23 protein-coding genes are annotated in these 22,179 nt (G+C 41.5%); 7 read left to right on the top strand and 16 right to left on the bottom strand.

The window, feature by feature from the left end:
* Positions 1-93: 93 nt before the first annotated feature.
* Positions 94-1,677: an alkaline phosphatase family protein gene (locus T433_RS0107655; RefSeq protein ID WP_044109450.1), complete on the bottom strand. Its 1,584-nt coding sequence runs from the start codon at positions 1,675-1,677 to the stop codon at positions 94-96.
* Positions 1,667-2,836: a lipoprotein N-acyltransferase Lnb domain-containing protein gene (locus T433_RS0107650; protein ID WP_027455389.1), complete on the bottom strand. Its 1,170-nt coding sequence runs from the start codon at positions 2,834-2,836 to the stop codon at positions 1,667-1,669. Before T433_RS0107650 ends, T433_RS0107655 begins: the two co-directional genes overlap by 11 nt.
* An 87-nt stretch (positions 2,837-2,923) precedes the next feature.
* Between T433_RS0107650 and bamG the strand changes: the two genes are divergently transcribed.
* The 4 genes from bamG to T433_RS0107630 all read left to right on the top strand — a co-directional run bounded on the left by bamG (position 2,924) and on the right by T433_RS0107630 (position 8,428).
* Complete coding sequence (gene bamG, locus T433_RS0107645) at positions 2,924-4,207, top strand: BamG family beta-barrel-assembly machinery protein (protein WP_027455388.1); 1,284 nt, start codon at positions 2,924-2,926, stop codon at positions 4,205-4,207.
* Positions 4,208-4,281: 74 nt separating this feature from the next.
* On the top strand, positions 4,282-4,890 hold the full coding sequence (locus T433_RS0107640) for an LPS export ABC transporter periplasmic protein LptC (protein ID WP_027455387.1): 609 nt from the start codon (positions 4,282-4,284) through the stop codon (positions 4,888-4,890).
* A 15-nt stretch (positions 4,891-4,905) separates the two neighbouring features.
* On the top strand, positions 4,906-6,183 hold the full coding sequence (locus T433_RS0107635) for a hemolysin family protein (RefSeq protein ID WP_044109448.1): 1,278 nt from the start codon (positions 4,906-4,908) through the stop codon (positions 6,181-6,183).
* Positions 6,184-6,295: 112 nt separating this feature from the next.
* Positions 6,296-8,428, top strand: a complete 2,133-nt coding sequence (locus T433_RS0107630) for a peptidylprolyl isomerase (RefSeq protein ID WP_027455386.1) — start codon at positions 6,296-6,298, stop codon at positions 8,426-8,428.
* Positions 8,429-8,491: 63 nt separating this feature from the next.
* Here T433_RS0107630 and T433_RS16815 read toward each other — a convergent pair whose 3' ends face one another.
* The 4 genes from T433_RS16815 to T433_RS0107615 form a co-directional block, all read right to left on the bottom strand.
* A complete protein-coding gene (locus T433_RS16815) occupies positions 8,492-9,160 on the bottom strand; it encodes a YraN family protein (protein ID WP_248616499.1) in 669 nt (222 codons plus the stop codon).
* A gap of 80 nt (positions 9,161-9,240) precedes the next feature.
* Positions 9,241-9,369: a dehydrogenase gene (locus T433_RS16220; protein ID WP_081778412.1), complete on the bottom strand. Its 129-nt coding sequence runs from the start codon at positions 9,367-9,369 to the stop codon at positions 9,241-9,243.
* An 8-nt stretch (positions 9,370-9,377) separates the two neighbouring features.
* Positions 9,378-10,757, bottom strand: a complete 1,380-nt coding sequence (locus T433_RS0107620) for a DUF4270 domain-containing protein (protein ID WP_162164188.1) — start codon at positions 10,755-10,757, stop codon at positions 9,378-9,380.
* A gap of 104 nt (positions 10,758-10,861) precedes the next feature.
* Positions 10,862-11,677, bottom strand: coding sequence for a glycogen/starch synthase (locus tag T433_RS0107615; protein ID WP_027450327.1), 816 nt, complete (start codon positions 11,675-11,677; stop codon positions 10,862-10,864).
* A 197-nt stretch (positions 11,678-11,874) separates the two neighbouring features.
* Here T433_RS0107615 and panC point away from each other — a divergent pair, with 197 nt between their 5' ends.
* Positions 11,875-12,729 carry a pantoate--beta-alanine ligase gene (gene panC, locus T433_RS0107610; protein WP_027455384.1) on the top strand — a complete coding sequence of 285 codons (855 nt, stop codon included), beginning with the start codon at positions 11,875-11,877 and terminating at the stop codon, positions 12,727-12,729.
* Complete coding sequence (gene panD / locus T433_RS0107605) at positions 12,726-13,070, top strand: aspartate 1-decarboxylase (protein WP_027450325.1); 345 nt, start codon at positions 12,726-12,728, stop codon at positions 13,068-13,070. Before panC ends, panD begins: the two co-directional genes overlap by 4 nt.
* Before the next feature lie 62 nt (positions 13,071-13,132).
* On the opposite strand, the gene T433_RS0107600 is transcribed toward panD, so the two are convergent.
* The 10 genes from T433_RS0107600 to T433_RS0107555 all read right to left on the bottom strand — a co-directional run bounded on the left by T433_RS0107600 (position 13,133) and on the right by T433_RS0107555 (position 21,606).
* On the bottom strand, positions 13,133-14,227 hold the full coding sequence (locus tag T433_RS0107600; RefSeq protein WP_027455383.1) for a TlpA disulfide reductase family protein: 1,095 nt from the start codon (positions 14,225-14,227) through the stop codon (positions 13,133-13,135).
* Between the two features lie 9 nt (positions 14,228-14,236).
* Positions 14,237-15,175, bottom strand: coding sequence for a ribose-phosphate pyrophosphokinase (locus T433_RS0107595; RefSeq protein ID WP_027450323.1), 939 nt, complete (start codon positions 15,173-15,175; stop codon positions 14,237-14,239).
* Between the two features lie 22 nt (positions 15,176-15,197).
* Entirely contained in the window at positions 15,198-15,806 is a 609-nt protein-coding gene (locus tag T433_RS0107590; protein ID WP_027450322.1) for a thiamine phosphate synthase, read from the bottom strand.
* Between the two features lie 287 nt (positions 15,807-16,093).
* Positions 16,094-16,669 (bottom strand): electron transport complex subunit RsxA, encoded by a 576-nt coding sequence (rsxA, locus tag T433_RS0107585; protein ID WP_027450321.1) that lies wholly within the window; start codon positions 16,667-16,669, stop codon positions 16,094-16,096.
* A 60-nt stretch (positions 16,670-16,729) separates the two neighbouring features.
* Positions 16,730-17,314: an electron transport complex subunit RsxE gene (gene rsxE / locus T433_RS0107580; protein ID WP_027450320.1), complete on the bottom strand. Its 585-nt coding sequence runs from the start codon at positions 17,312-17,314 to the stop codon at positions 16,730-16,732.
* Positions 17,315-17,319: 5 nt separating this feature from the next.
* Entirely contained in the window at positions 17,320-17,934 is a 615-nt protein-coding gene (locus T433_RS0107575) for an RnfABCDGE type electron transport complex subunit G (protein ID WP_027455382.1), read from the bottom strand.
* On the bottom strand, positions 17,931-18,932 hold the full coding sequence (locus tag T433_RS0107570; protein ID WP_027455381.1) for an RnfABCDGE type electron transport complex subunit D: 1,002 nt from the start codon (positions 18,930-18,932) through the stop codon (positions 17,931-17,933). The genes T433_RS0107575 and T433_RS0107570 overlap by 4 nt, the downstream gene beginning before the upstream one ends.
* Positions 18,929-20,293 carry an electron transport complex subunit RsxC gene (gene rsxC, locus T433_RS0107565; protein ID WP_044109446.1) on the bottom strand — a complete coding sequence of 455 codons (1,365 nt, stop codon included), beginning with the start codon at positions 20,291-20,293 and terminating at the stop codon, positions 18,929-18,931. The genes T433_RS0107570 and rsxC overlap by 4 nt, the downstream gene beginning before the upstream one ends.
* Positions 20,290-21,153 (bottom strand): Fe-S cluster domain-containing protein, encoded by an 864-nt coding sequence (locus tag T433_RS0107560; RefSeq protein ID WP_027455379.1) that lies wholly within the window; start codon positions 21,151-21,153, stop codon positions 20,290-20,292. Before T433_RS0107560 ends, rsxC begins: the two co-directional genes overlap by 4 nt.
* Positions 21,154-21,189: 36 nt before the next feature.
* Positions 21,190-21,606 (bottom strand): SoxR reducing system RseC family protein, encoded by a 417-nt coding sequence (locus tag T433_RS0107555; RefSeq protein WP_027455378.1) that lies wholly within the window; start codon positions 21,604-21,606, stop codon positions 21,190-21,192.
* A gap of 132 nt (positions 21,607-21,738) precedes the next feature.
* On the opposite strand from T433_RS0107555, the gene T433_RS0107550 reads away from it, so the two are divergent.
* Complete coding sequence (locus tag T433_RS0107550) at positions 21,739-22,179, top strand: hypothetical protein (RefSeq protein WP_027450314.1); 441 nt, start codon at positions 21,739-21,741, stop codon at positions 22,177-22,179.

The raw sequence follows: 22,179 nt of genomic DNA, 5'->3' as shown, positions 1-22,179 counted from the left end.
TCTTTTACAGTAAATTGCATGCAAAGGTAGTCATTTTTTTGCTAAATCTGCAAGAAAAGACTATTATTTGCGATTTTGGGAGTAATACTTTCTTTAGTATAATGGTTCTGAAGAGCATGCATTTGGCGCTCTGATACGAATGCTGCGTGCTATTGCAGGAGCTAGTTGAGTAATACTTACTGGCTTGTTGATGCGTTCTGCATGGACGCCTGTTCCGTAGAAAAGAATGGGGAATTGTATATATGACGATCTATACTGCTCGCTTTTTTGAGTATCTTCGTTCATTACACGCCATCCTGGAGCAACGTCAATGACTAAATCGCCTCCGTGATCTGCAGAGAAAGCATTTCTCGTTTTCTCTATGTTTTCATTTTTACTTGTTATAAGTTGAAAGGAAGTATAAACATTTCGCACCCCTGACATCATAGCCAGTATTTCCTGAGCTTTTGAAGCTGCTTCATTAATGCTTATTTTCTTTGTTTCTAAGAGGTTGTGGTTTAAGTATATATGGTTACTGAATGTTGCTTCTACATAATTACCTTGTCCCCATACTCCTCCTAAGTACATGTTTAAAAGATTAGACGTCCTGTTCATGTAGAATGTTCCAGAAGGAATTCTATATGTTTCGTAGTCTGCGTCGTCTTCTTTATTATAGCCAGTACTTGTTAGTACAAATAAAACATTTTCTTTTCCAATGCGCTCTTCAATAAATTCGATCAGACGTCCCAGTTCATAGTCAAGGCGTACATAGGTGTCTTGTAGCTCAATCTGACATTTTGTTACGGATTGATGTTTGTAGGTTCCAGCATAATATGTGAGGCATAGCATGTCTGTTACCTTATCTTTACCCATTCCTGTGCTAAGCATACATTGCATAGCCAGATTTGAGATGTCTTCGTTGATAAGTGCGCTAGTTTGATAGTCTGCGTATTGATGATCACCCTTAATTGTGTGTTTGAAGGGCTTCTGTATGCTAGAGCTCATGAAATAGCTGAAATTACCAACTAATTCATTGATTGGCTCCCATGTGATGTTCTGTGATAGTTTTCCAGGTGCATGCAGACTGTTGAAATTTTGAATCCATGAAGGAAGGGAGTTGTAATAATAGCTAGACGAGCACCAAAATCCATTTTTCTCATCTAACCATACTGCTCCATTTGCAGCATGTCCTCCTGCCAGAATGGCAGCTTCGCAAGATGGGGCGATAGCATATATCACAGATTTTCCTGCAGTTCCAACTTTTAGTTCGTCAGTAATTGTAGATGTGTTTAGTTTTGCGGGCGAAGCCTTTTTCCTTGTCAGAAAGCCTTCTTGTTTTGTGTCTTCCACACAGTTTACTGGACGTAGGGTTTTTCTGCTCATCCAGTCTGTACCTGTTATATTATTATAATAAGGTGTGGTTCCCGTCATTAGTGACGCAATGGCTGATGCAATGTCTATTGGTGCAAAAGGGTATGATGCTTGAGTGTATACTCTTCCTTTGTTTAGCATCAGTTTGAATCCTTTTTCAGAATACAGGGGAATGAATGCTTCAAGATAATCATTGCGTAGTTGGTCAATAGTGATGTTGACCACCAGTCGAGGTGCGTTTTGTGGTTGAACCTCGCCTTGTGCTATTGTTTCGATGCTAAAGCCTAAAACGGCTAGTAACGTAATATAAAACTTTCTATTTGTCATTGTAATGTCTCAGTATTCTAAGCAGCAAACATAGTGCCACAATTTCCATTCCTTCAGCGTAGTCTTGCCAAATGCCACCAATAAAGAATATAAAGATAAGCAATGCATTGATACGAAACCAATAGCTTTTCTTCTTTTTTACGATTTTTGGTATAAATGCCAAAGCGACAGGATTTAGTATTAATACCTGAAGATTTGTGCTCGTTGTCGGATGTTGGGAGAATAGCATGACTGTAAGTAAGCAACCTGCGATTCCTGTTAATGTCATCAGTAAAGCATCAATCCATACGTATGTTGTTTTTTTATAGTATTCTATGCCAAACGCGATGAGGGAGAGACCTAAAAGAAGAAGTGCGCACATTGTTGGTGATAAAGGAAAATCTTCTTCGATAATCTGAACACCAGGTGCAACTAGTTCTCTTCGCTCTTTGACTAGGGGAGTTAAGACTCCGTTCCTGTTTATCATTGCATGATCGAAATCATTGCGAAGGTTAAAGGGAAGAAATTCTTGTTGGCGCGCATCTGTTTCTAAATCTGCTTTCACTCCCAAAAGGATGTCATTGCCAAAAGTGGCCCAAGGGTGATTTCTCGTGTATTCGCGCGTCATCTCCCTAAAAGATGGTGTATAATTATTGTTGTACGTATATTCAATTCTTCCCTGCAGGCATTGTTCAATGATGTTTCTTGGACGTGTAGAACAGTTGTCGTAGAACACGTTATATACATACATTCTGTTCTCTGGACGGTAATTGAAAGCCAATTCTTGGGCAATTCTTTGCTTTTCTACATTCGTAATGTTCAGAATTTGCTCTGTAACCTGACTGCCCCAATCCTTATAGTATTTGCAAAAGTAGTCATACGGGATGATTCCAAGTTCGTATTTGGGGATACCCAATACAAAACGAAGGATAAAAAATGGCTGTTTGAAATTAAAAACGCCATAGTTGAAGACTAGGTCTTCGCCTGTTTTAAGATCATGTATCCTAATGGCACTGTGACCGTACAGACTATAAAGCTCTTCGTGCGGAGAACAGGTGATAAGTCCAATCTCAATACTGTCAAGCCGGTCATTCTCGTCTGCAAAAGTTGTCGGGCAAACAAGAATTATCCCTGTAAAAACAAGGAAAATAGTTCTAAAAAAGTCTTTAAATTGTTTCACGATGCAAATTTAAGCTATATTTTCCACTTTCGGTGCGTTTAGTTCGATTTTTTTTAATAAATTTGCACGCTGAATAATAATCAAGATATGAATAAAAGAATTATATCTACAGTTTGCATGGCGGCGTTAGTCTTGATGACTAATGCGCAAAGTGGAACAAATTCCCCATATAGTCAGTATGGATTAGGAATCCTTTCTGATCAATCTCTGGGTTTCAATCGCGGTATGAATGGCGTGGGACTTGGAGTCCGTAAAGGTAATATCGTCAATACATTGAACCCTGCATCGTACTCGGCTGTTGATTCTTTGACAATGATGTTTGACGTTGGTCTTTCTGGCCAAATAACGAATTTTAAAGAAGGGAATGTTAAGGTCAATGCCAATAATTCAAATTTCGAGTATGCCGTTGGTAGTTTTCGATTGTTGCCGTCTGTCGGTGTGAGTTTTGGTATTTTGCCATATTCCAATATAGGGTATAATTATTATTCGGAGCAAAGACTTGAACTTACTCAGCAGACAATCACTGATACTCACACGGGCGAAGGTGGTCTTCATCAGGCGTTTATAGGTGCAGGTTGGCGTATTCTTAAGCCTTTGTCGGTAGGTTTTAATATAGCCTATATGTGGGGTACCTATAATCGTTCTGTTTCTAGTAGCTCAACTTCGTCTATCAATTCACTTACTAAGAGCTACTATGGTACAGTGAATAGTTATAACTTGGAGTTTGGACTCCAATGGCAGCAGCAGTTGTCAAGAAAAGATGAACTTACTATTGGCGCTACAGTTGGTATTGGACATAAACTGGGTTGTGATGCTAATTGTGAGATATTGGATATCAACTCTCAAACAGCTGCTACTGATACCACACTCTTTACGATTAAGAACGGTTTGGAGATCCCAATGACTTATGGATTGGGCTTGGCTTGGAATCATTCTAATAGATGGCTAGTTGCTGCAGATTTCTGCTTGCAGCAGTGGGGAAGTGTGAAGTATCCTTATTTCGATGGAAATATCAAGGATTATGTTTTGCGTGATGATATGTTGAAGGATCGTTATAAAGTGAATGTAGGTGCCGATTTTGTTCCGCAGCCTATGAGTCGTCGTTTCTTAAATCGCGTACATTATCGTTTTGGTGCTGGATATACTACACCATATTATAAAATAAATGGAGCTGATGGCCCTAAAGAAATTAGTGTAAGTGCCGGCTTGGGAATTCCTCTTCAGAACGCATATAATAATCGCTCGCTTTTGAACGTTAGTGCTCAATGGGTGCGTACTTCAGCAAAAGACTTGATAACCGAAAATACATTCCGTATTAATATTGGTCTAACTTTCAATGAACGATGGTTCATGAAGTGGAGAATTGATTAACATTCCTTATCTCATTGAGAACAATTAATCATATCATACAATTTGTCATAAGGGTGAGTATTTCATTCACTCTTATGATTTTTGTTTCATGTAATCAGGCACATGAACATGTTGCAGATGCAATCAATCCGCAAGACTCTGCGTCAATGATGACCTCTTATGGCGTTAATACACTCATTAGTGATTCTGGAGTCATCAAGTATCGTATAGTTACTGAACGCTGGGACGTGAATACGGTTAAGAATCCGTCACGTTGGGAATTCATGAAAGGCATCTTTTTCGAGCAATTTGATGAATTGTTGCATGTTCAAGCCTATATTCAGGCTGACACAGCATGGTATTACGATCAGCAGAGACTTTGGAAGTTACGTGGAAGAGTGAATATACGTAATGTCAATGGTGTTGTCTATACTTCCAACGAACTTTATTGGGATGGTTTGCGCCATGAGTTCTATTCTACAGAGTTCTCTAGAATAGTTACCCCCGAGCGAACACTAGAAGGTTCCTATTTTCGGAGTGATGAAAATATGAGTCATTATTTGGTAACCAATTCAAAAGGCTCTTTTCTCGCTTCTGATATGAGTGGAGAATCATCTGATGGTGCTTCACAGCCCGATACGTCAAGTACGCCAGATAGCGTGTATGTTCGACCTGCTGTGGTAAAGCATGCAGCTTCAAGATAACTAATCATTATGCCAATGGTCTCAACTGCTGATATTATAGGATTATTTTTAACAATGATTTTTTCATCCTTCTTTTCAGGCATGGAAATCGCCTTTGTTTCAAGTAATCGTTTACGTGCAGAAATGGATAGAGAGAAAAATGGTCTTTCTCAGCGAGCTCTGTCTATTTTCTATAAATACCCAAATAATTTTATTTCCACAATGTTAGTTGGAAATAATATTGCATTGGTTATTTATGGTATTCTCTTTGCTCGTATATTCGATGCAACACTTTTCCATGGTTTTAGTGATGGTGTTCGTGTGACGTGCGACACGTTGCTTTCTACCTTGGTCGTCTTGTTTACCGGCGAATTTCTTCCCAAAAGTATTTTTAAGTCTAATCCTAATGGGTTGCTCACTATCTTTGCAGTTCCTGCATGGATTTGTTATGTAGCTCTTTGGCCTATCTCACGTTTTGCAACACTTCTTTCAAGGGGCTTGCTTCGAGTGTTTGGTGTTCATATGCAGAAGGAAGCGGATGATAAAGAGTTTACTAAGGTGGATTTGGATTACTTGGTGCAGTCAAGTATTGACAATGCTGCTAATGCGAATGATATCGATGAGGAGGTTAAAATATTCCAGAATGCGCTTGATTTTACCGATACAAAGGTGCGTGACTGCATGATACCACGCACGGAGATTGACGCCGTTGAAGATACTTGTAGTATTGATGAATTGAAGCAGAAATTTGTTGAAAGTGGACATTCTAAGATCGTCGTTTATCATGAGGATATAGATCATATCGTTGGCTATATTCATTCTTCTGAAATGTTCCGCAATCCTCAAGACTGGACTCAAAATATTCGCACGATGACGTTTGTACCAGAAACGATGCCTGCTAGTAAGATGATGCAGACATTTCTGGCGCAAAAAAAGTCTTTAGGTGTTGTAGTTGATGAGTTTGGTGGTACAAGTGGTCTCATAGCCCTAGAAGATATAGTCGAAGAAATCTTCGGCGATATTGAGGACGAACACGATTCTACGCATTATATTTCCAAACAACTTGACAATGGCGAGTATCTTCTTTCTGCGAGACTTGAGATTGAAAAAGTCAATGAAATGTTTGGCCTCGAACTTCCTGAAAGTGACGACTATATGACTATCGGAGGCTTAATTCTTCATGAGTATCAGAGTTTTCCCAAACTCAATGAGATAGTATCTATTCCTCCCTATGAATTCAAAATCATTAAAAATACAGCAACAAAAATAGAACTTGTTCGACTTAAAGTTAACGAGAGTAGTAATTTTTCGTAAAATTATGCCGTCGTTTCAAGTTAATTTAGTAATTTTGTCGGCTGAATCGGGGAATCCGAGCATAATATTAGTTCGAATAACTAAAAATTAAATAATAAAAAACAAAAACAAAATGGCAGCAATTGGAAAAATTAGAAGCTGGGGAACCTTCCTGGTAATTGTACTGGGAATTGTGCTCCTATTCTTTATTTTGGAGTATGCAGGTGAAGCTCTGCGTACTATTACAGCTACAAACAGTCAGACAATTGGTAAGGTAATGGGCGAGAAGGTCTATTATCAGGATTATCAGGCTCTCGTTGATGAGTATCAGGAAGTGCTCAAAATGCAGGGTTATGATGACCTGAACGAGGACCAGATGAACAATGTCAGAGACATGGTTTGGCAGAATTACGTTACTAATAAACTGATTGAAGCCGAGGCAGAGAAACTAGGTTTGATGGTTACTGACGAGGAAATAGCAAATATCCTTCGTGAGGGAACTAATCCAATTCTCTATCAGTTACCTCTTAGTCCACAGTTCTTTAATCAGCAGACTCGTCAGTTTGACTACAGCATCGTAACTACTCAGTACGAACAGCTGAAGCAGTTGGCTGCTCAGGATGCTCGCTATCAGGAGCAGTATTCAACATTTGATCGCTACTGGAAATATGTCGAGAAGCAACTTCGTCAGCAGCTTCTGCAGTCAAAGTACCAGAGCCTCCTTGCTGGTTGCGTTATGTCTAACCCAGTTGCTGCAAAGGCAGCATTTGAGAATCAGTCTCAGGAGAGCAGCATTCTGCTTGCAGCATTGCCTTATAGTATGGTTAATGATAATGATGTAACGGTATCAGATGCTGATCTTAAGGCTAAGTACAACGAGAAGAAGGGTATGTTCCGTCAGGTAGTTGAGACACGCGACATCAAATACATTCCTGTACATGTTAAGGCTTCAGAAGCTGATCGTAAGCAGTTGATGGATATCATGAAAGGTTGTGTTGCTGATTTCAAATCAGATAGTTTAAAAGCTTCTGAAGTTGTTCGTCGTGCACAGTCTAAGATTGCATACAATGGCCTTCCTGTAACACGTGAGGCTTTGCCTAGTGATATCGTTGCTCACCTTGACTCTATGGCTATTGGACAGGTATCTCAGCCATTCGAGACAACTGGTGATAATACATTCAATGTTATTAAGTATATCTCTAAGGTTCAACAGCCTGACTCTATTGAGGTTCGCTCAATCTTCCTTGCAAACGAAGAGTCGGCCGACAGTGTGCTGAAGGCACTTCGTGGTGGTGCACAGTTTGATTCTATTGCAGCTCGCTACAATCAGCCTGGTACAAAGAATTGGTTTACTTCTGCCAACTATCAGTCAGCTCCCACTATCGATGCTGATACAAAGAACTATGTTGAAGCTCTGCTCTCTATGCAGCGTGGTGAACTTAAGAACCTGAAGATTTCACAGGGAAATATCGTATTTGAGGTAACCGATCGTCGTGCTATTGTTGATAAGTACAATGTCGCTATTGTAAAGCGTGATATCAACTTCTCTAACGATACTTATAACGAGGCATTCAATAAGTTTAGTCAGTTTATTAGTGAAAACTCAACCATCGAGGCGATGGAAGAAAATGCAGCTAAGAATGGTTACAACGTTTTAACTCGTGCAAATGTTTCAAATGCAGTTCACACGATTGCTGGTATCCGTGGAACACACGATGCTTTGAAATGGGTGTTTGATGCTAAGCCTGGTGCTATCTCTCAACTCTACGATCGTTGTGGTGACAATGACTATATGCTTGTTGTTGCCCTTGATAAAATTCACGAGAAGGGATATGCTGATTTCGAGTCTGTTAAGGAGACTTTGAGACCTGAGGTTATGAATGATAAGAAGTTCGAGATCTTGTCAAAGAAGTTTGAGGGTGTTAAGAGCATTGCAGATGCAAAGAAGCTGAATGCTCGTGTTGATACCGTTCGTTTCATTACATTCAGTAGTCCCGTTTTTGTTCCTTCTACTGTTGCTAGCGAGCCCGCACTTAATGGTGCTGTTGCTGCTACTGAGAAAGGTAAGTTGAGTCGTGTTGTAAAGGGTAAAGCTGGTGCTTATATGTTCCAAGTAGTTGACAGAAAGAATCGTGAGGGCGCTAAGTTCGATGAGAAGCAGATGCAGTTGCAGCTGCGTCAGCAGAATATGCCTAACGTTCAGATGTTGTTACAGGACCTTTACGAGAAGGCCAATATCGAGGATAATCGCTATCTGTTCTTCTAAGTAATAGATAGAATTAGTTATAAAAAGCTGCCGTCAGGACTTGAGGTTTTGACGGCAGCTTTTTTATATAAGGCTCCAGTCTTCCGTGTGATTAATGTCTGGCATGAGTTCTCCTGTTCTTTTTACAATGGTGATTACGTCAAATCTCCATGGACCATTTAAGTGATGCGATTTTACATAGTGGTTGATTGCCATTCTTAGGTTCTTTTGCTTATTGTAGTTGACTGCTTGTTCTGGTTCTATAAAGTCTCTATTTCTTCTCGTTTTTACTTCTACGAATACAATACAATCCCTTTGTCGCGCAATAATATCGATATCCTTATGACTGGAGTGCCAGTCACGTTCCAGTATGGCGTATCCCTTCTCTCTTAGGTAGGCTGCAGCTAACTCTTCTCCCCATTTACCTAGGGTTATGTGCTCAGGTGTTAGTCTTGGATTTGTCATCCTTCTGTTGGCCTGTTGTAGAAAACCTTCGCATCTTTTAAGCGCGTCTTGCATCCATTCGTTCTCGCAGTTCGTGTTGCTTATAAGTCTCTTTAAAGCCATATATATCTTATAAGCTTCATCCATTCTTCCTTCATCCGTCCTGCGTTTGAGTACGTCGGTGGCAGTGAGAAACATCACTGCGGAAGTTCTAGCGTCTTTTACAGATGCATATAGTCTTCTGGCAGCTTCGTAGGCATCTTCAGTGTGTCCAGCTTTTCGTAGTTCTAAAATATCATTGGTTGTCATGCTGTTTCGTCTTTGTATTTCAATTGTTTAATATGATAAAAGCGCCGCTTTTCTCGAAGAATTGCGGCGCTTTTGTCTTCTTATAAGGCTTCATCATCAGGTCTTGTTGGTCTCTTTACGAGTTTCGGCAAATGCTTTTTCTTTCTTAGATAGTTTTCTTTGCGTATTTCGTAATCCTGCTGATGCTTCTCTAAATATCCGTCTGCCATCTTGTTGTTTATTTAAACTTTCCGTAAACCACATTGATGGTTATTGGATCGTTAGGATTGTTTTCTCCACCTACCAAGCGAATGCTAGATAGTGACATGTCGTGTTCCACACGAGTTAGGGTAGAGGATGAGTTTGAAGTCTTAACATTCACGGGTATCAGCAATACCTTGTTCCAGTTAGGATGTTTTGTCTCCCATGCTGCATCTTTTGCAATACCATCTGCTCTTACTTGCCATAAATAAGTAATCAGGTTTGATATATTGGTGAATGTGTAGGTGTTTGTGCTTGATGCAAACGATGTGTAGTACGATGTTTTGCCATCGGGAACATCATTATTCTCAAAATAGGAGATGAGACTATCCTTTTGAATCATAATGATGGTTTGTGGTATGCCTAGTTGGCGGCTGTCTGACGATTGGTTGTTCAGACGTTGGAACACAATCTTAGCTGCTAATAATGAGTCGTTCTGATGGTTCTCCTTAATGTCGGTAACAGGAAGCTCAACTTCTGTGAAGAGTCCTGCTGGAGATTTGATATATGTGTGAGTGTTCTCTTCTGCCAGATTTTTTATGACGTTCTTGTCATTTATAATATGGCTAGTTTGAAGAACCTCTTTGGTTCCGGCTAGTGTTAGAATACCACTGGTTACTGCAGTATCAGCATCGATACGATAGTGTACTCTTAATCCTATATTTGAAATCTTTGAATGAAATCCCACACCATCTGTCATCTCAAAGTAGAAGCCAGGGCAAAGGTTATGGATGAATGAGTATGAGTTCTTGAAATATTCTGGATGATCATAGTAATTACGCATCAGGTATGTGCCATAGTTGTTGTAGGTTACACCATTCTTTGTGTATGGCTCGTTTAGCGTAATACGTATGTGGTTCAAATAGTTTGATTCATTGCGCACACTATCTTCTTCCATTAAATTCTTATATGTGAAGACCTTGCTTTTGTTCAGTCCATCAGCAAGGATTTGGTTGTGGCTCACAGGATCATAGTTTGAGTAATACTTCACGCCTTCCTCCATGGGATTAGCTAGTTCTCGAACACGCATCTTGACGGCAGTCAAACTGTCGTTGTTATTGTATGCAGATTCAATATAAATTAACAGTTCGCATGAGTCTGCAGCTGCTCGCCCATTGTCTCTTCCAACAATTTTGTTTTCAGGTGAGATGTATGTATGCTCTAACAGGTGAAACTGCGTAGTGAATTCACTTCTAACTTCAGCGCCTGTTTCTGGATCTTTTACCTTTCCAAGGTAGAAAGAATTACTCAGCGAAAGAACAGAATCTGCAACATATGTGCGTGAAGTGGCATGAAATGCGGCATCGACAATAGAGAGATTGTCGTTCTCGTCAGTCAGCGATCCGCCAAGTGTCACTGTACTTTCATCACAAGAAGAAATGGCTATTGCTACGAATGTAGCGCCAGCCATGTACTTAAAAACGTTCATCATTTTTATTGTATGATGTTATTATCAATTTATTATTCCACCGGATCTGGATAAATCTGATCATAGAAGCTTTCGTATGCGTCAGCAAAATCTTCTGTGAAGGGCAACAGCGGAATTTCTTTTTTCTTAGTGTATTTGATCAGTTGCGCATTGGCATCTTCGCTAGCCTGAATGACACCATCGCTATAATCAATAGCAAGCTTTCCTAACTCCACGAAGTCAAATTTGTCTTTGTATCCAGCCAGCAGTTCAGCTTTAGCCTCTCTGAATTCCAGACATTTCTTGAAGTTTGTACCCAAATCATTTTTTAAGCCCTTGGTAAACAATGAGGTAACAATCTTTGTATTGGCAAAAGAGGGCTCATCGTGGTAAGCTGTTTTTACGTACAATGGAACTACGGCACTCATCCAACCCTGGCAGTGAATGATGTCTGGTACCCAACGCAGTTTCTTGACGGTCTCGAGTACGCCTCTTGCAAAGAAGATGGCACGTTCACCATTATCAGGATAATCCTCTCCAAGCTCGTCTGTAACCATCTGGCGTTTAGAAAAATAATCGTCGTTGTCGATGAAATATACTTGAACGCGGCTAGACTGAATGCTTGCGACTTTAATAATTAGGGGATGGTCGGTGTCGTCAATAATGAGATTCATACCAGAGAGTCTGATCACTTCATGAAGCTGACCTCTGCGCTCATTGATATTTCCCCACTTAGGCATGAACGTACGGATTTCATGGTTCTTCTCTTGCATTGCTTGAGGAAGAGCACGTCCCATGAGCGATAGATTCGTATCAGGAACGTAAGGAGCAATCTCCTGGTTGATAAAAAGAATCTTTTTCTTTGCCATTACTATTTGATTATTTCCATGCAAAGGTACGAAAAAAAATCTTAAAAGACGCATTAAAAGGTCTTATTTTATGAAAAAGTGACATTTGAGAGGCTATTTTTTAGTCTTTTTTTTCCATATTTGCAAAAATTGTTGTTACTTTGCACCGCAATTTACGCCATGATATGAATTTTGGTGATTAAAGATATACAATATTGATGAAAGTTTTAAGTAAAATTGTTGACCTGCAAAACGAACTTTTTGAGGCGAGAAAGCAGGGACACTCTGTCGGATTAGTTCCCACGATGGGAGCATTGCATGAGGGTCATGCATCGCTTGTGCGCCATAGTGTTAAGGATAACGATGTAACAGTGGTATCAGTATTTGTAAATCCTACTCAATTCAACGATAAAAATGACCTTAAAAATTATCCGAGGGATTTAAAAGCTGACTGCGAATTGTTAGAGAAATGTAAGGCTGATTACGTCTTTGCTCCCGAAGTGGAGGATATGTATCCAACTCCCGATATGCGTCAGTTCGAGTATCCTCCAGTATCTACTGTTATGGAGGGCGCACATCGTCCTGGCCATTTCAACGGAGTGTGTCAGGTGGTAAGTCGTCTTTTTTACATAGTTCGTCCAGATCGGGCTTATTTTGGTGAGAAAGACTGGCAGCAGATAGCTGTCGTGAAGGCAATGGTCAAGCATCTGGACCTGAGGGTTCAAATCGTGGAATGTCCGATTGTTCGTGATGACGATGGATTGGCTCGTTCCAGCAGAAATACATTGTTAAAACCAGAAGAACGCGCTATCGCTCCTAGAATCTATGAAGCATTGAAGGACAGTGTTGTATATAGCAAGACTCATTCGTTGAAGGAAACACATGATTATGTGGTTGACTCGATTAATGCTGTTGACGGACTTGACGTGGAGTACTTCTCTATCGTAGATGGTAATACGCTTCAGGACCTTGCTGATTGGGATACTTCTGATTATGTAGTAGGATGTATTACTGTTTATTGTGGCAAGACCCCCATTCGCCTTATCGACCATATAAAATATAAAGAATCATGATGATAGAAGTATTGAAGTCAAAGATACATTGTGCTCAGGTAACGGAAGCGAACTTGAACTACATGGGTAGTATCACTATCGACGAAGCTTTGCTTGATGCAGCCAATATGATTGCTGGCGAGAAAGTACAGATTGTTGATAATAACAATGGTGAGCGCTTCGAGACATATATCATAAAGGGTGAGCGCGGTAGTGGTTGTATTTGTCTAAATGGTGCCGCTGCACGAAAAGTTCAGGTTGGAGATACTGTCATCATCATTTCGTATGCGTTGATGGATTTTGAAGAAGCAAAGACTTTCAAACCGACAGTTGTTTTCCCAAAGGACAATAAGTTGGTTTAATCTTGTAAACTTATATATAAGAACGGCGGATCTTCTTGATGAAGTCCGCCGTTCTTTATTAGTTAATTAAGCTGTTGCTTGATAAAGTTTTCGAGTTCTACGCCTCTTAACTCTTTTGCTATGATTTTTCCATTGTTGTCTAAAACCATAGTGAATGGAATTGCTCTTACTTGGAATCTTTTTGCTGGTTCAGATTGCCACCCTTTCAAATCGGAAACTTGTGGCCATGTGAGTCCCATGCTTTTGATGGCTTTTTTCCATTCATCTGCATCCTCATCAAGAGAAATACCAATGATGCCTAAGCCTTTTGGCTGATAGTCCTTGTATAGCTTCACAATGTTGGGCATTTCCCTGCGACATGGGTTGCACCATGAGGCCCAGAAGTCGAGAACTGTTATCTTATGTTTACTAACCTCGCTCATGATGCTCAGTGGTGCTCCATCGGGTGTGGTCAGTGTGAAATCTTTAATTTCTTTTCCTACTGCTAGATCCTGATAGGCCGATATACGCTCTCTTAACTCTTTGATAAGCTGGCGCTTTTTGAATTTTTCAGGCATCTTCTCAATCAGTTCAGAAGCCTTCTCTGGTGTAAGTGCCTCTTCGTTGATGGGAATGTTGACTACTAGGTAGTAGCCAAATTCATTGTCGATATTGTCAGAAGCAAGTTCAAGAATTTTGTCAAGCATTTCTTTCTGCAGATTCTTGTATTGCTGGAATATGGCCTTCTGCTGCGCTTCTGTCATCTCGTCAGGTTTTGCCGTCATCATCAACTCTTCAGCTTTTTTCGCATATTCCGTGTTGATATCCTCGAAAATCTGCAATCCATCATTGGCTTTAGTTCCTGATACCTTAGAATTACCATCAGCAGAGAAATGAATCTTGATGGTTCCAGGTTCTTTGAAGAACGATACCGAATTCATAGATGCGGGTGCTCCTAGCAAATAGAGGGCAGCCGAATCTACTTCTCCTTCGTATTCGAACTTACCATTACTGATGGTCAGTGTGTCGGTAGGATTACCAAAGGCGTCAACAATAAACAGTGTGTCTCCGTCAGACATTCCTTCAGTAGTTCCCTCAATCTTATAACTGTTTGAGTGACATGCTGAAAAGAAAAGGGCTAAACTAGTTAGCCCAATAGATAATTTATGAGTCTTCATACAATATTGTTATACTAGATATTGATCGCTGATGCTCTCGTTTGCAATCACGCGGCGAATAGTCTCGGCGAACATGTCTGCAACTGAGATCTGCTTAACCTTTGCGCAACGCTGAGTGTAAGGAATTGAATCGGTAAATACAATTTCCTCAAGAGCAGACTCTTGAACTCTTTCACTAGCAGGTCCGCTCATCACGCAGTGCGAAGCACAGGCTCTAACGCTACTTGCGCCGGCAGCCATCATTAGATCGGCAGCCTTAGTGATGGTACCAGCGGTGTCAACCATATCGTCGATGATTACAACGTTCTTACCTTCTACGTCACCAATGATTTGCATAGACTCTACTACGTTTGCTCTAGCACGAGTCTTGTTGCATAGAACCAGTGGACAACCAAGATATTTGGCATATGTGTTAGCGCGCTTTGAACCACCGACGTCAGGAGATGCAATGACCATTTCCTTCAGCTTCAAACTCTGTAGATAGGGGAGAATAACGCCTGACGCGTAGAGATGATCTACGGGAACATCAAAGAAACCTTGAATCTGATCTGCGTGCAAGTCCATCGTGATAACACGGTTAACTCCTGCGGTGCTAAGAAGATCGGCTACGAGTTTCGCACCAATTGAAACGCGTGGCTTATCTTTTCTGTCTTGACGCGCCCATCCAAAATAGGGGATAACAGCATTGATGGTACGGGCAGAAGCACGTTTCGCTGCGTCAATCATAAGCAGCAGTTCCATCAAGTTGTCACTAGAGGGAAATGTGCTCTGCACCAAGAATACATCGCGACCACGAATTGATTCTTCGTAAGACACTGCGAATTCTCCGTCAGAGAACTTTGTCATCTGCATTTTACCTAAAGGGCAACCCAAACTTTGACAGATTTTTTCAGCCAGGTACTTAGTTGCTGTACCTGAGAATACCATGTAGGAGTTTTGTGTACTCATTTTTTTATTGTATAATCGAAAATTAACTTACTGCCTTTTGTAATTTCTGGAAATGTGTGATCAGCTCTTTGAAGTCTTGACCATGATGAATACTAAATCTATTCCATATATCACCACAAATCACGACTCCGCCAAAGCCAAGATCTTTCATTTCTTTTATATTATCCAGGCATATACCACCCATAGCGTATACATGTCTGTCAATTAATCCTTTCTTCGACGCATTTCTCAAGCTTTCCATGTCGAGTGTCTGTTTGTCGTCAGGATTACTATTGCTATCAAAGATCGTCTTCAGGAAAACATAGTCGTTGCGCTTTTTGGCATCATGAAGTTCTTCAATGCTATGGCATGTACAACTTGTATGTCCTTTGTATCCTTCAGGCTTTTCAATATCTGCAGCGTCAAGATGAATGCCGTGCAGCCCATATTCTTCTTTCAGGTAGAAATGGTCGTGAACAGTAATCTTTTTATAATAGTCTTCAGAGAGAAGGGTAAGAAGCCGTTCAGAATATACTGGTTCTGAACCGGGCTTGTATAGATGCAGATTCTCCATGCCTTCTTCAAAAAGACTTGTCAGAATCTTGTCTTCTTCCACGAAAAACGTGGCTCTTGTAAGGATGATAAGCTTCATCTTTTAAGCCATTATTTTATTACGTTATAAAGAATTTGCTGTTTTGCGATGCAAAGTTACTAAATAAAATCCGTATTGAGTAATATTTCAAGTTTTTTTTTGTTTTTGTTCTTTATCTTTGGATTTTCTACAGATGTATATCAATAAATACACATCTTTTAATTGTTGAAGTGGAGAGCCTGCGCTTTTTATTATTATCTCACAATTTTACCCTGAAGAACGTTGTTTTTTGATTCAACGTTTTTCAGGGTAAAACACGCAGACAAGACAATCGCATCTTGTCTTTCTTAGTTTCCAATACCCGAGAAACCCATGAAGGCGAGGCTAAGCAGGCCGGCTGTGACTAGTACGATAGCCATACCTTGCATGCCCTTGGGTACATCGTTTAGTGCCAACTGTTCGCGAATGCCGGCAAACACGGTTAGAGCTAGGCCAAAGCCAATTGCCGTAGATAGGGCATACATCACAGAGTGAGCCAGAGACATTTCTTTCTGAATAACTAGGATGGCGACACCCAGCACGGCACAGTTAGTGGTGATAAGTGGCAAGAAGATACCCAATGCCTGATACAGAGTTGGAGAAACTTTCTTCAGTACAATCTCTATCATCTGAACAAGTGAGGCAATGACTAGAATGAAAGCAATAGTTTGCAAATACTCTAGATGGAAGGGTACTAGCAGGTAGGATTGTACCAACCATGTGACTAATGTGGCCAGAACCATAACAAAGGCTACTGCTGCCGACATTCCCAATGAGGTGTCTATCTTTTTAGAAACGCCCAAGAAGGGGCATATGCCCAAAAACTGCGCCAACACAATGTTGTTGACAAAGACAGCACTTATGAAAATCAGTAAGTATTCCATATTCTTGTAATATCTTTATTGAAAATTATTTCCTTGCAGCAATGCTAAAAGGGATATATATTATCGTTCTGTTATTTTTCTGACTAATGCAATAAGATAGCCTAAAGTTATGAATGCACCAGGAGCCAAGACGAATAGCAGAATGTTGTATTGCTCGGAGATGATAGTGTAGCCGAAAAGAGAGCCTGCACCTAGCAATTCTCGAACCATGCCTAACAAGGTAAGTGCCAGCGTGAATCCTAGTCCAATGCCAATACCATCGAAAAGCGATGCCAGTGGTGTGTGTTTGGATGCAAAGGCTTCAGCGCGCCCCAGAATGATGCAGTTGACAACAATAAGTGGTATGAATAGTCCTAGTGCCTTATCGATAGCAGGCAGGTAGGCCCGAATGGTCATCTGTAGGATGGTGACGAAGGCTGCAATCACAACGATGAATACAGGTATGCGAACCTTGTCGGGCGTTATACTTTTTAGGCACGAAATGACCACATTGGTGCATATAAGAACAACCATGGTAGCTAAGCCCATTGAAAGACCATTGATGGCTGAAGACGTGGTGGCAAGTGTAGGACACATGCCAAGCATCAGTACAAAGGTAGGATTCTCTTTGATGATGCCATTCTTGATAATTTGTATAGCTTTCATTTCACTTATTCCTTCTTATCTTTAGTTTGTGGAGTGGCTGCTGTTTCTCCATCGATAGACATTGTTTTATAAGCACGATAGGCATTGTTGACAGCTAAAAGAAATGCTCTACTTGTAATGGTAGATGCAGTAATAGCATCTATGGTACCACCGTCCTTTGATACCGTGAGAGGCTTAGCGGGGGATAGACCAATGATGGAGCTTTTTTGTCCACTTTGAAACCACTCAGTGACCTTGGCGCCTAGTCCAGGCGTCTCGGCATGTTCTAAAATTGTGTAGCCCAAAATTTTGCCCTGGTTATTGAATCCTACCAATACACGCAGCTTGCCGCCAAAGCCATTGGTGGTGCTTTCCACAGCTGCACCAAGCTCATTTTGATAAACTAAGAATAGTTGCGGTTTGCCACTATCGTCGGTTTGCTGAACTGTGTCTGTGCGGCTGACGCAGATGTCGTCGGCCTGCATCACCGCCTTGATGCCATCGGCTAAAGCCTTCTGCTGCTGTAAGGCAATAGGTTCACTGGTTATATGGTTTACACTGGCTAGTACGATGCTCATAATAATAGCAACTCCCGTAAGTACCAGCACCATATTTATTAATGATGATTCAAGCTTTCTCATTTCTTGATCTCCTCTCCGAATCTTTTTGGTTTCATGTAATTGTTGATGAGTGGTGTGAAGGCATTCATGATAAGAATGGCAAATGACATGCCCTCAGGATAGGATCCCCAATTGCGGATAACGATGGTGAGCAGACCGATGCAAACACCATATACAAGCTGACCACGGGCGGTCATTGGAGATGTAACATAATCAGTGGCCATGAAGATGGCACCAAGTAATAGCCCGCCACTTAGAATGACAGTAGTTGGGTCAGCGTAAATCGGGTTGATAATATGCATTACCGTGCTGAATAAGAAAACCGTTGCAATGATGCTGACGGGAATATGCCAGGTGATAATGCGTCGCCATAACATAAAGGCTAAACCTAACAAGAGGGCTAGTCCGCATATCTCACCGATGGTTCCTGCGCCACCGCCAATAGAATGGTTGCCTAGCAATAGGTGAAAAGCATCAGGTAACTGATCGAGTACGGCCGCATCGCCCGTTTGAATTGCCTGCTTCATAATGGATAGGGGGGTGGCACCAGTGACAGCATCTGTATATTGCCATAACTGGCCGGGCTGGGGCCAACTAGTCATCTGGGCAGGAAAGGCAACAAGCAGTACACAACGACCAACCAAAGCTGGATTGAATATATTATTACCGAGACCACCAAACGTCATTTTGGCTACACCTATGGCAAATAAGGCGCCGATAATAACAATCCAAATTGGTAGGTTAGATGGTAGGTTCATGCCTAGAAGAAGGCCTGTCAAAGCTGCTGATCCATCGAGAATGCTACATGTCTGGCGGCCCATTACATACTTGGCGATGAACCACTCGAAAAATACACATGCTATAACACTGGAAAGGCAAACGACAATAGAGCCAATGCCAAAATAAACAAACGATACCAGCAAGGCAGGTATTAGCGCGATGATGACACCATACATATTGCGCTCTACGGAATCATTTCCGTGAGCATGTGGCGAAAGAGATACTATAAGTTGTTTCATTTTATTTGTCTTGATTTAATGATACCCATAACGGTGCTCTTACCTAAGCGGATATTGTCCAGCAACGGACGATGCGCAGGACACGTGAACTGACACGAACCGCATTCTATACAACTGACGATGTCGTTGCGCTCGGCACGTTCCCATTCCTTGAAAGCTGAAAGCTTTGCCAAAAGATAGGGTTCAAGTCCCATCGGACATGCGGAGACACATTTGGCGCAACGGATACACGGGGCAGGTGTCCGACGACGAGCTTCATCGCCCGAGAGGATTGTTACGGCATTTGTACCTTTGCAGATAGGCACCTCGGTAGAAGTGAGTGCTTTGCCCATCATAGGTCCACCAGCCAAGACTTTGTTGTCGTCTTCCGGCATCCCTCCGCATAGATCTATCAGTTGTAGCATAGGAGTACCTATACGCACTAGATAGTTTGCAGGTTTCGATAGCTTTTTACCTGTAACAGTCGTATAGCGTTCGATAAGTGGTTTGTGTTTCATAACTGCTTCATATACAGCGTAAGCAGTACCAACATTCTGAACTATTGCTCCAACGTTGACGGGGATGGCTGGCGGTGCTGGTACTTGGCGCCCAATGACTGCGTCAACCAACTGCTTTTCGCCTCCCTGGGGATAGCGTTGCTGTAGAGGTACTACCTCAACCTTGTAATCTGAGTTACAGAACACTTCGTTGCATTTTTGCTTGAGAAGCTTGATAGCTGCGGGCTTGTTAATTTCAATGCCAATATAGCCTCGTGTCACCTTGGCTGCTTTCATTAACAATTCCAGTCCTACAAGTATCTCATCACTATGCTCCATCATCAGACGGTAATCGGCTGTTATATAGGGTTCGCACTCTACGGCATTAATTATCACACACTCGGCCTTGGCTTTTGGTGGCGGACAGAGTTTGATAAATGTCGGGAATCCTGCTCCACCCATACCGGTGACACCTCCTAACTTGATTCGATTCACAATCTCCTCGGGCGTCAGCTCAGGATGGTCTTTCACTAATTCTAGTTTTTCTGTTCGGTCGATAGAAGGTTCCCATTCGTCACCTTCCACGTTGATAAAAATGGCAGGTTTGCGATAGCCTGTGGCATCAATGGCGGTATCGATTTTGAGTACGATGCCACTGACTGATGAATAGATGGGAGCCGACACAAAACCACCAGCCTCGGCTATTAACGTACCGACCTTAACAAAATCTCCCTTCTTGACAACAGGCTTGGCTGGAGCACCGATATGTTGCGACAATGGAAAGATGGCTTGTGTGGGCAATGGGGCTGACTGGGTTGGCACTTCGTGGGTCAACTTGTTCTCATCCGGGTGAATACCACCTATGCTGAATGTCTTAATTTTCATGCTTCTACCTCCTTTTTTACTTCTGTGTTCTTGGGTAATGGGAAATTGACAGCTTGGATGGCCTTTGTAGGACAAATAGCTACGCACTTCTTGCAGAGACGACATTTCGTGAAGTCAATGTAGGAGAGGTTTTCTTCTATGGTAATTGCTTCGAACTGACACTCTTTTGCGCATTTGCCACAACCAATACAGGCGGATTTGCAAGCCTTCATGGCAATTGCGCCTTTGTCACGATTGACACACGAAACAAAGACTCTTCGATTCTTTGGGCCCTTCTTGCGTAATTCGATGATATGTCGAGGACAAGCTTTGACGCAAGCACCACATGTCACACATTTATTTTCGTCAACTTCGGGCAGACCGGTTTCTTCATTCATGTGGAGGGCGTCAAACTGACAAGCATTTACACAATCGCCACACCCCAGGCACCCATAGCCGCAGGCGGTCTCGCCTGCACCACAGGCATTCATTGCGGCACAGGTGCGCAGACCGACATATTGAGAGATTCGAGGACGATTCTCACATGTTCCGTTGCATCTTATCACGGCAACTTGTGGCTCACCATTTGCAACAGTCATGCCGAGAAGATTTGCTACTTGCGACATGACTTCGGCACCACCCACAGGACAACTGATTCCTTCGATGCTACCTTTGTCAGACTCTTTGACTAGAGCTTCGGCCATGGCGTTGCAACCTGCAAATCCACATCCACCACAGTTGGCTCCTGGTAGCAACTCGTTGACGCGGGCAATGCGGGGATCTTCGAAGACCGCAAATTTCTTAGAGCAGACAAATAGTACGATGGCTGCAACAAATGCGATGCCTCCAAGTATAACGACTGCTATAATAATTGAATTCATAAAGTATAAATTATTAGTGTTATAGTTATTTGTTTTTTAGGTATGTTCAATGTAGAATGTCGCGAAATTGGCCACTTTCTTTCGATATAGCCATAGGATGCCGTAGTAGGGTACAAGTGCACTCAGAGATAGTAACGAGGCTAGTCCTTCGCTGGTGTGTTGCCACAAAAGCAGTGACAAGATGACTAAGAGCAGGAGTAATGGTAGGATAAATCCAAGAAACAAAGCCTGAAAGGCCATTCGACGTGTGGTATACACCACAACGGAATCGCCAGCTTGATAGGTTGTTGACTGAACATCGAAGACGTCGATGATTTTCTCCTTTGACTCAGAAACCTGGCAATGGGATGAAATCTGACAAGTTGCACAGGCTGACTGCTGTACAATCTTAACCCTTACATGGGTGTCAGAGGTCGATAATACGGTGCCTTTGTGGCGTACTATTTCTTGCATATTGAGGGCAAAGATACAATAAAATCAGAATTAAGACGAAGAAAATAATGTCTTTTTTAAATATTTTCCGCATTTATTTGCAGATACAATTTTTTTTTGATATTTTTGCAGTGATATTTGATAGGAAAGCATATGAAAGCAACAGAAAACACCATGCAGCAAATCCAACGAGCTATTAGGAAAATAGCTGAGAAGTTCCCAGTAAATGACGAGGCAGCTTTGCTGACAGATATTCATATCCGCGTATCGCAGGATACAGGTGAATTGTTGGCTTTTGATGATGACGACAATGAGATTACACGTTGCGTAGTTGAGCAATGGATAGATAATAAGGATGATGATTTCTATGAGGCCATCGCAAAGGATATCCGTCAATGCATTAGTCAACAAAAAGAGATGGTGGAGAACTTGTCGATTCTGAAACCATATTCTTTTGTATTGGAGAATGATGATTGCGAACATATTACAGAGTTGTATGTTGTTGACGACGATACCGTGATAATTGATCCTAACCTGATGGAAGGATTGGATGAAGAACTGGATAACTTTCTGGCAGAACTTTTAAAAAACTAA

Source organism: Xylanibacter brevis ATCC 19188, from assembly GCF_000621725.1.
Lineage (GTDB): Bacteria > Bacteroidota > Bacteroidia > Bacteroidales > Bacteroidaceae > Prevotella > Prevotella brevis.
This window is presented reverse-complemented; position numbering and strand designations above follow the sequence as displayed.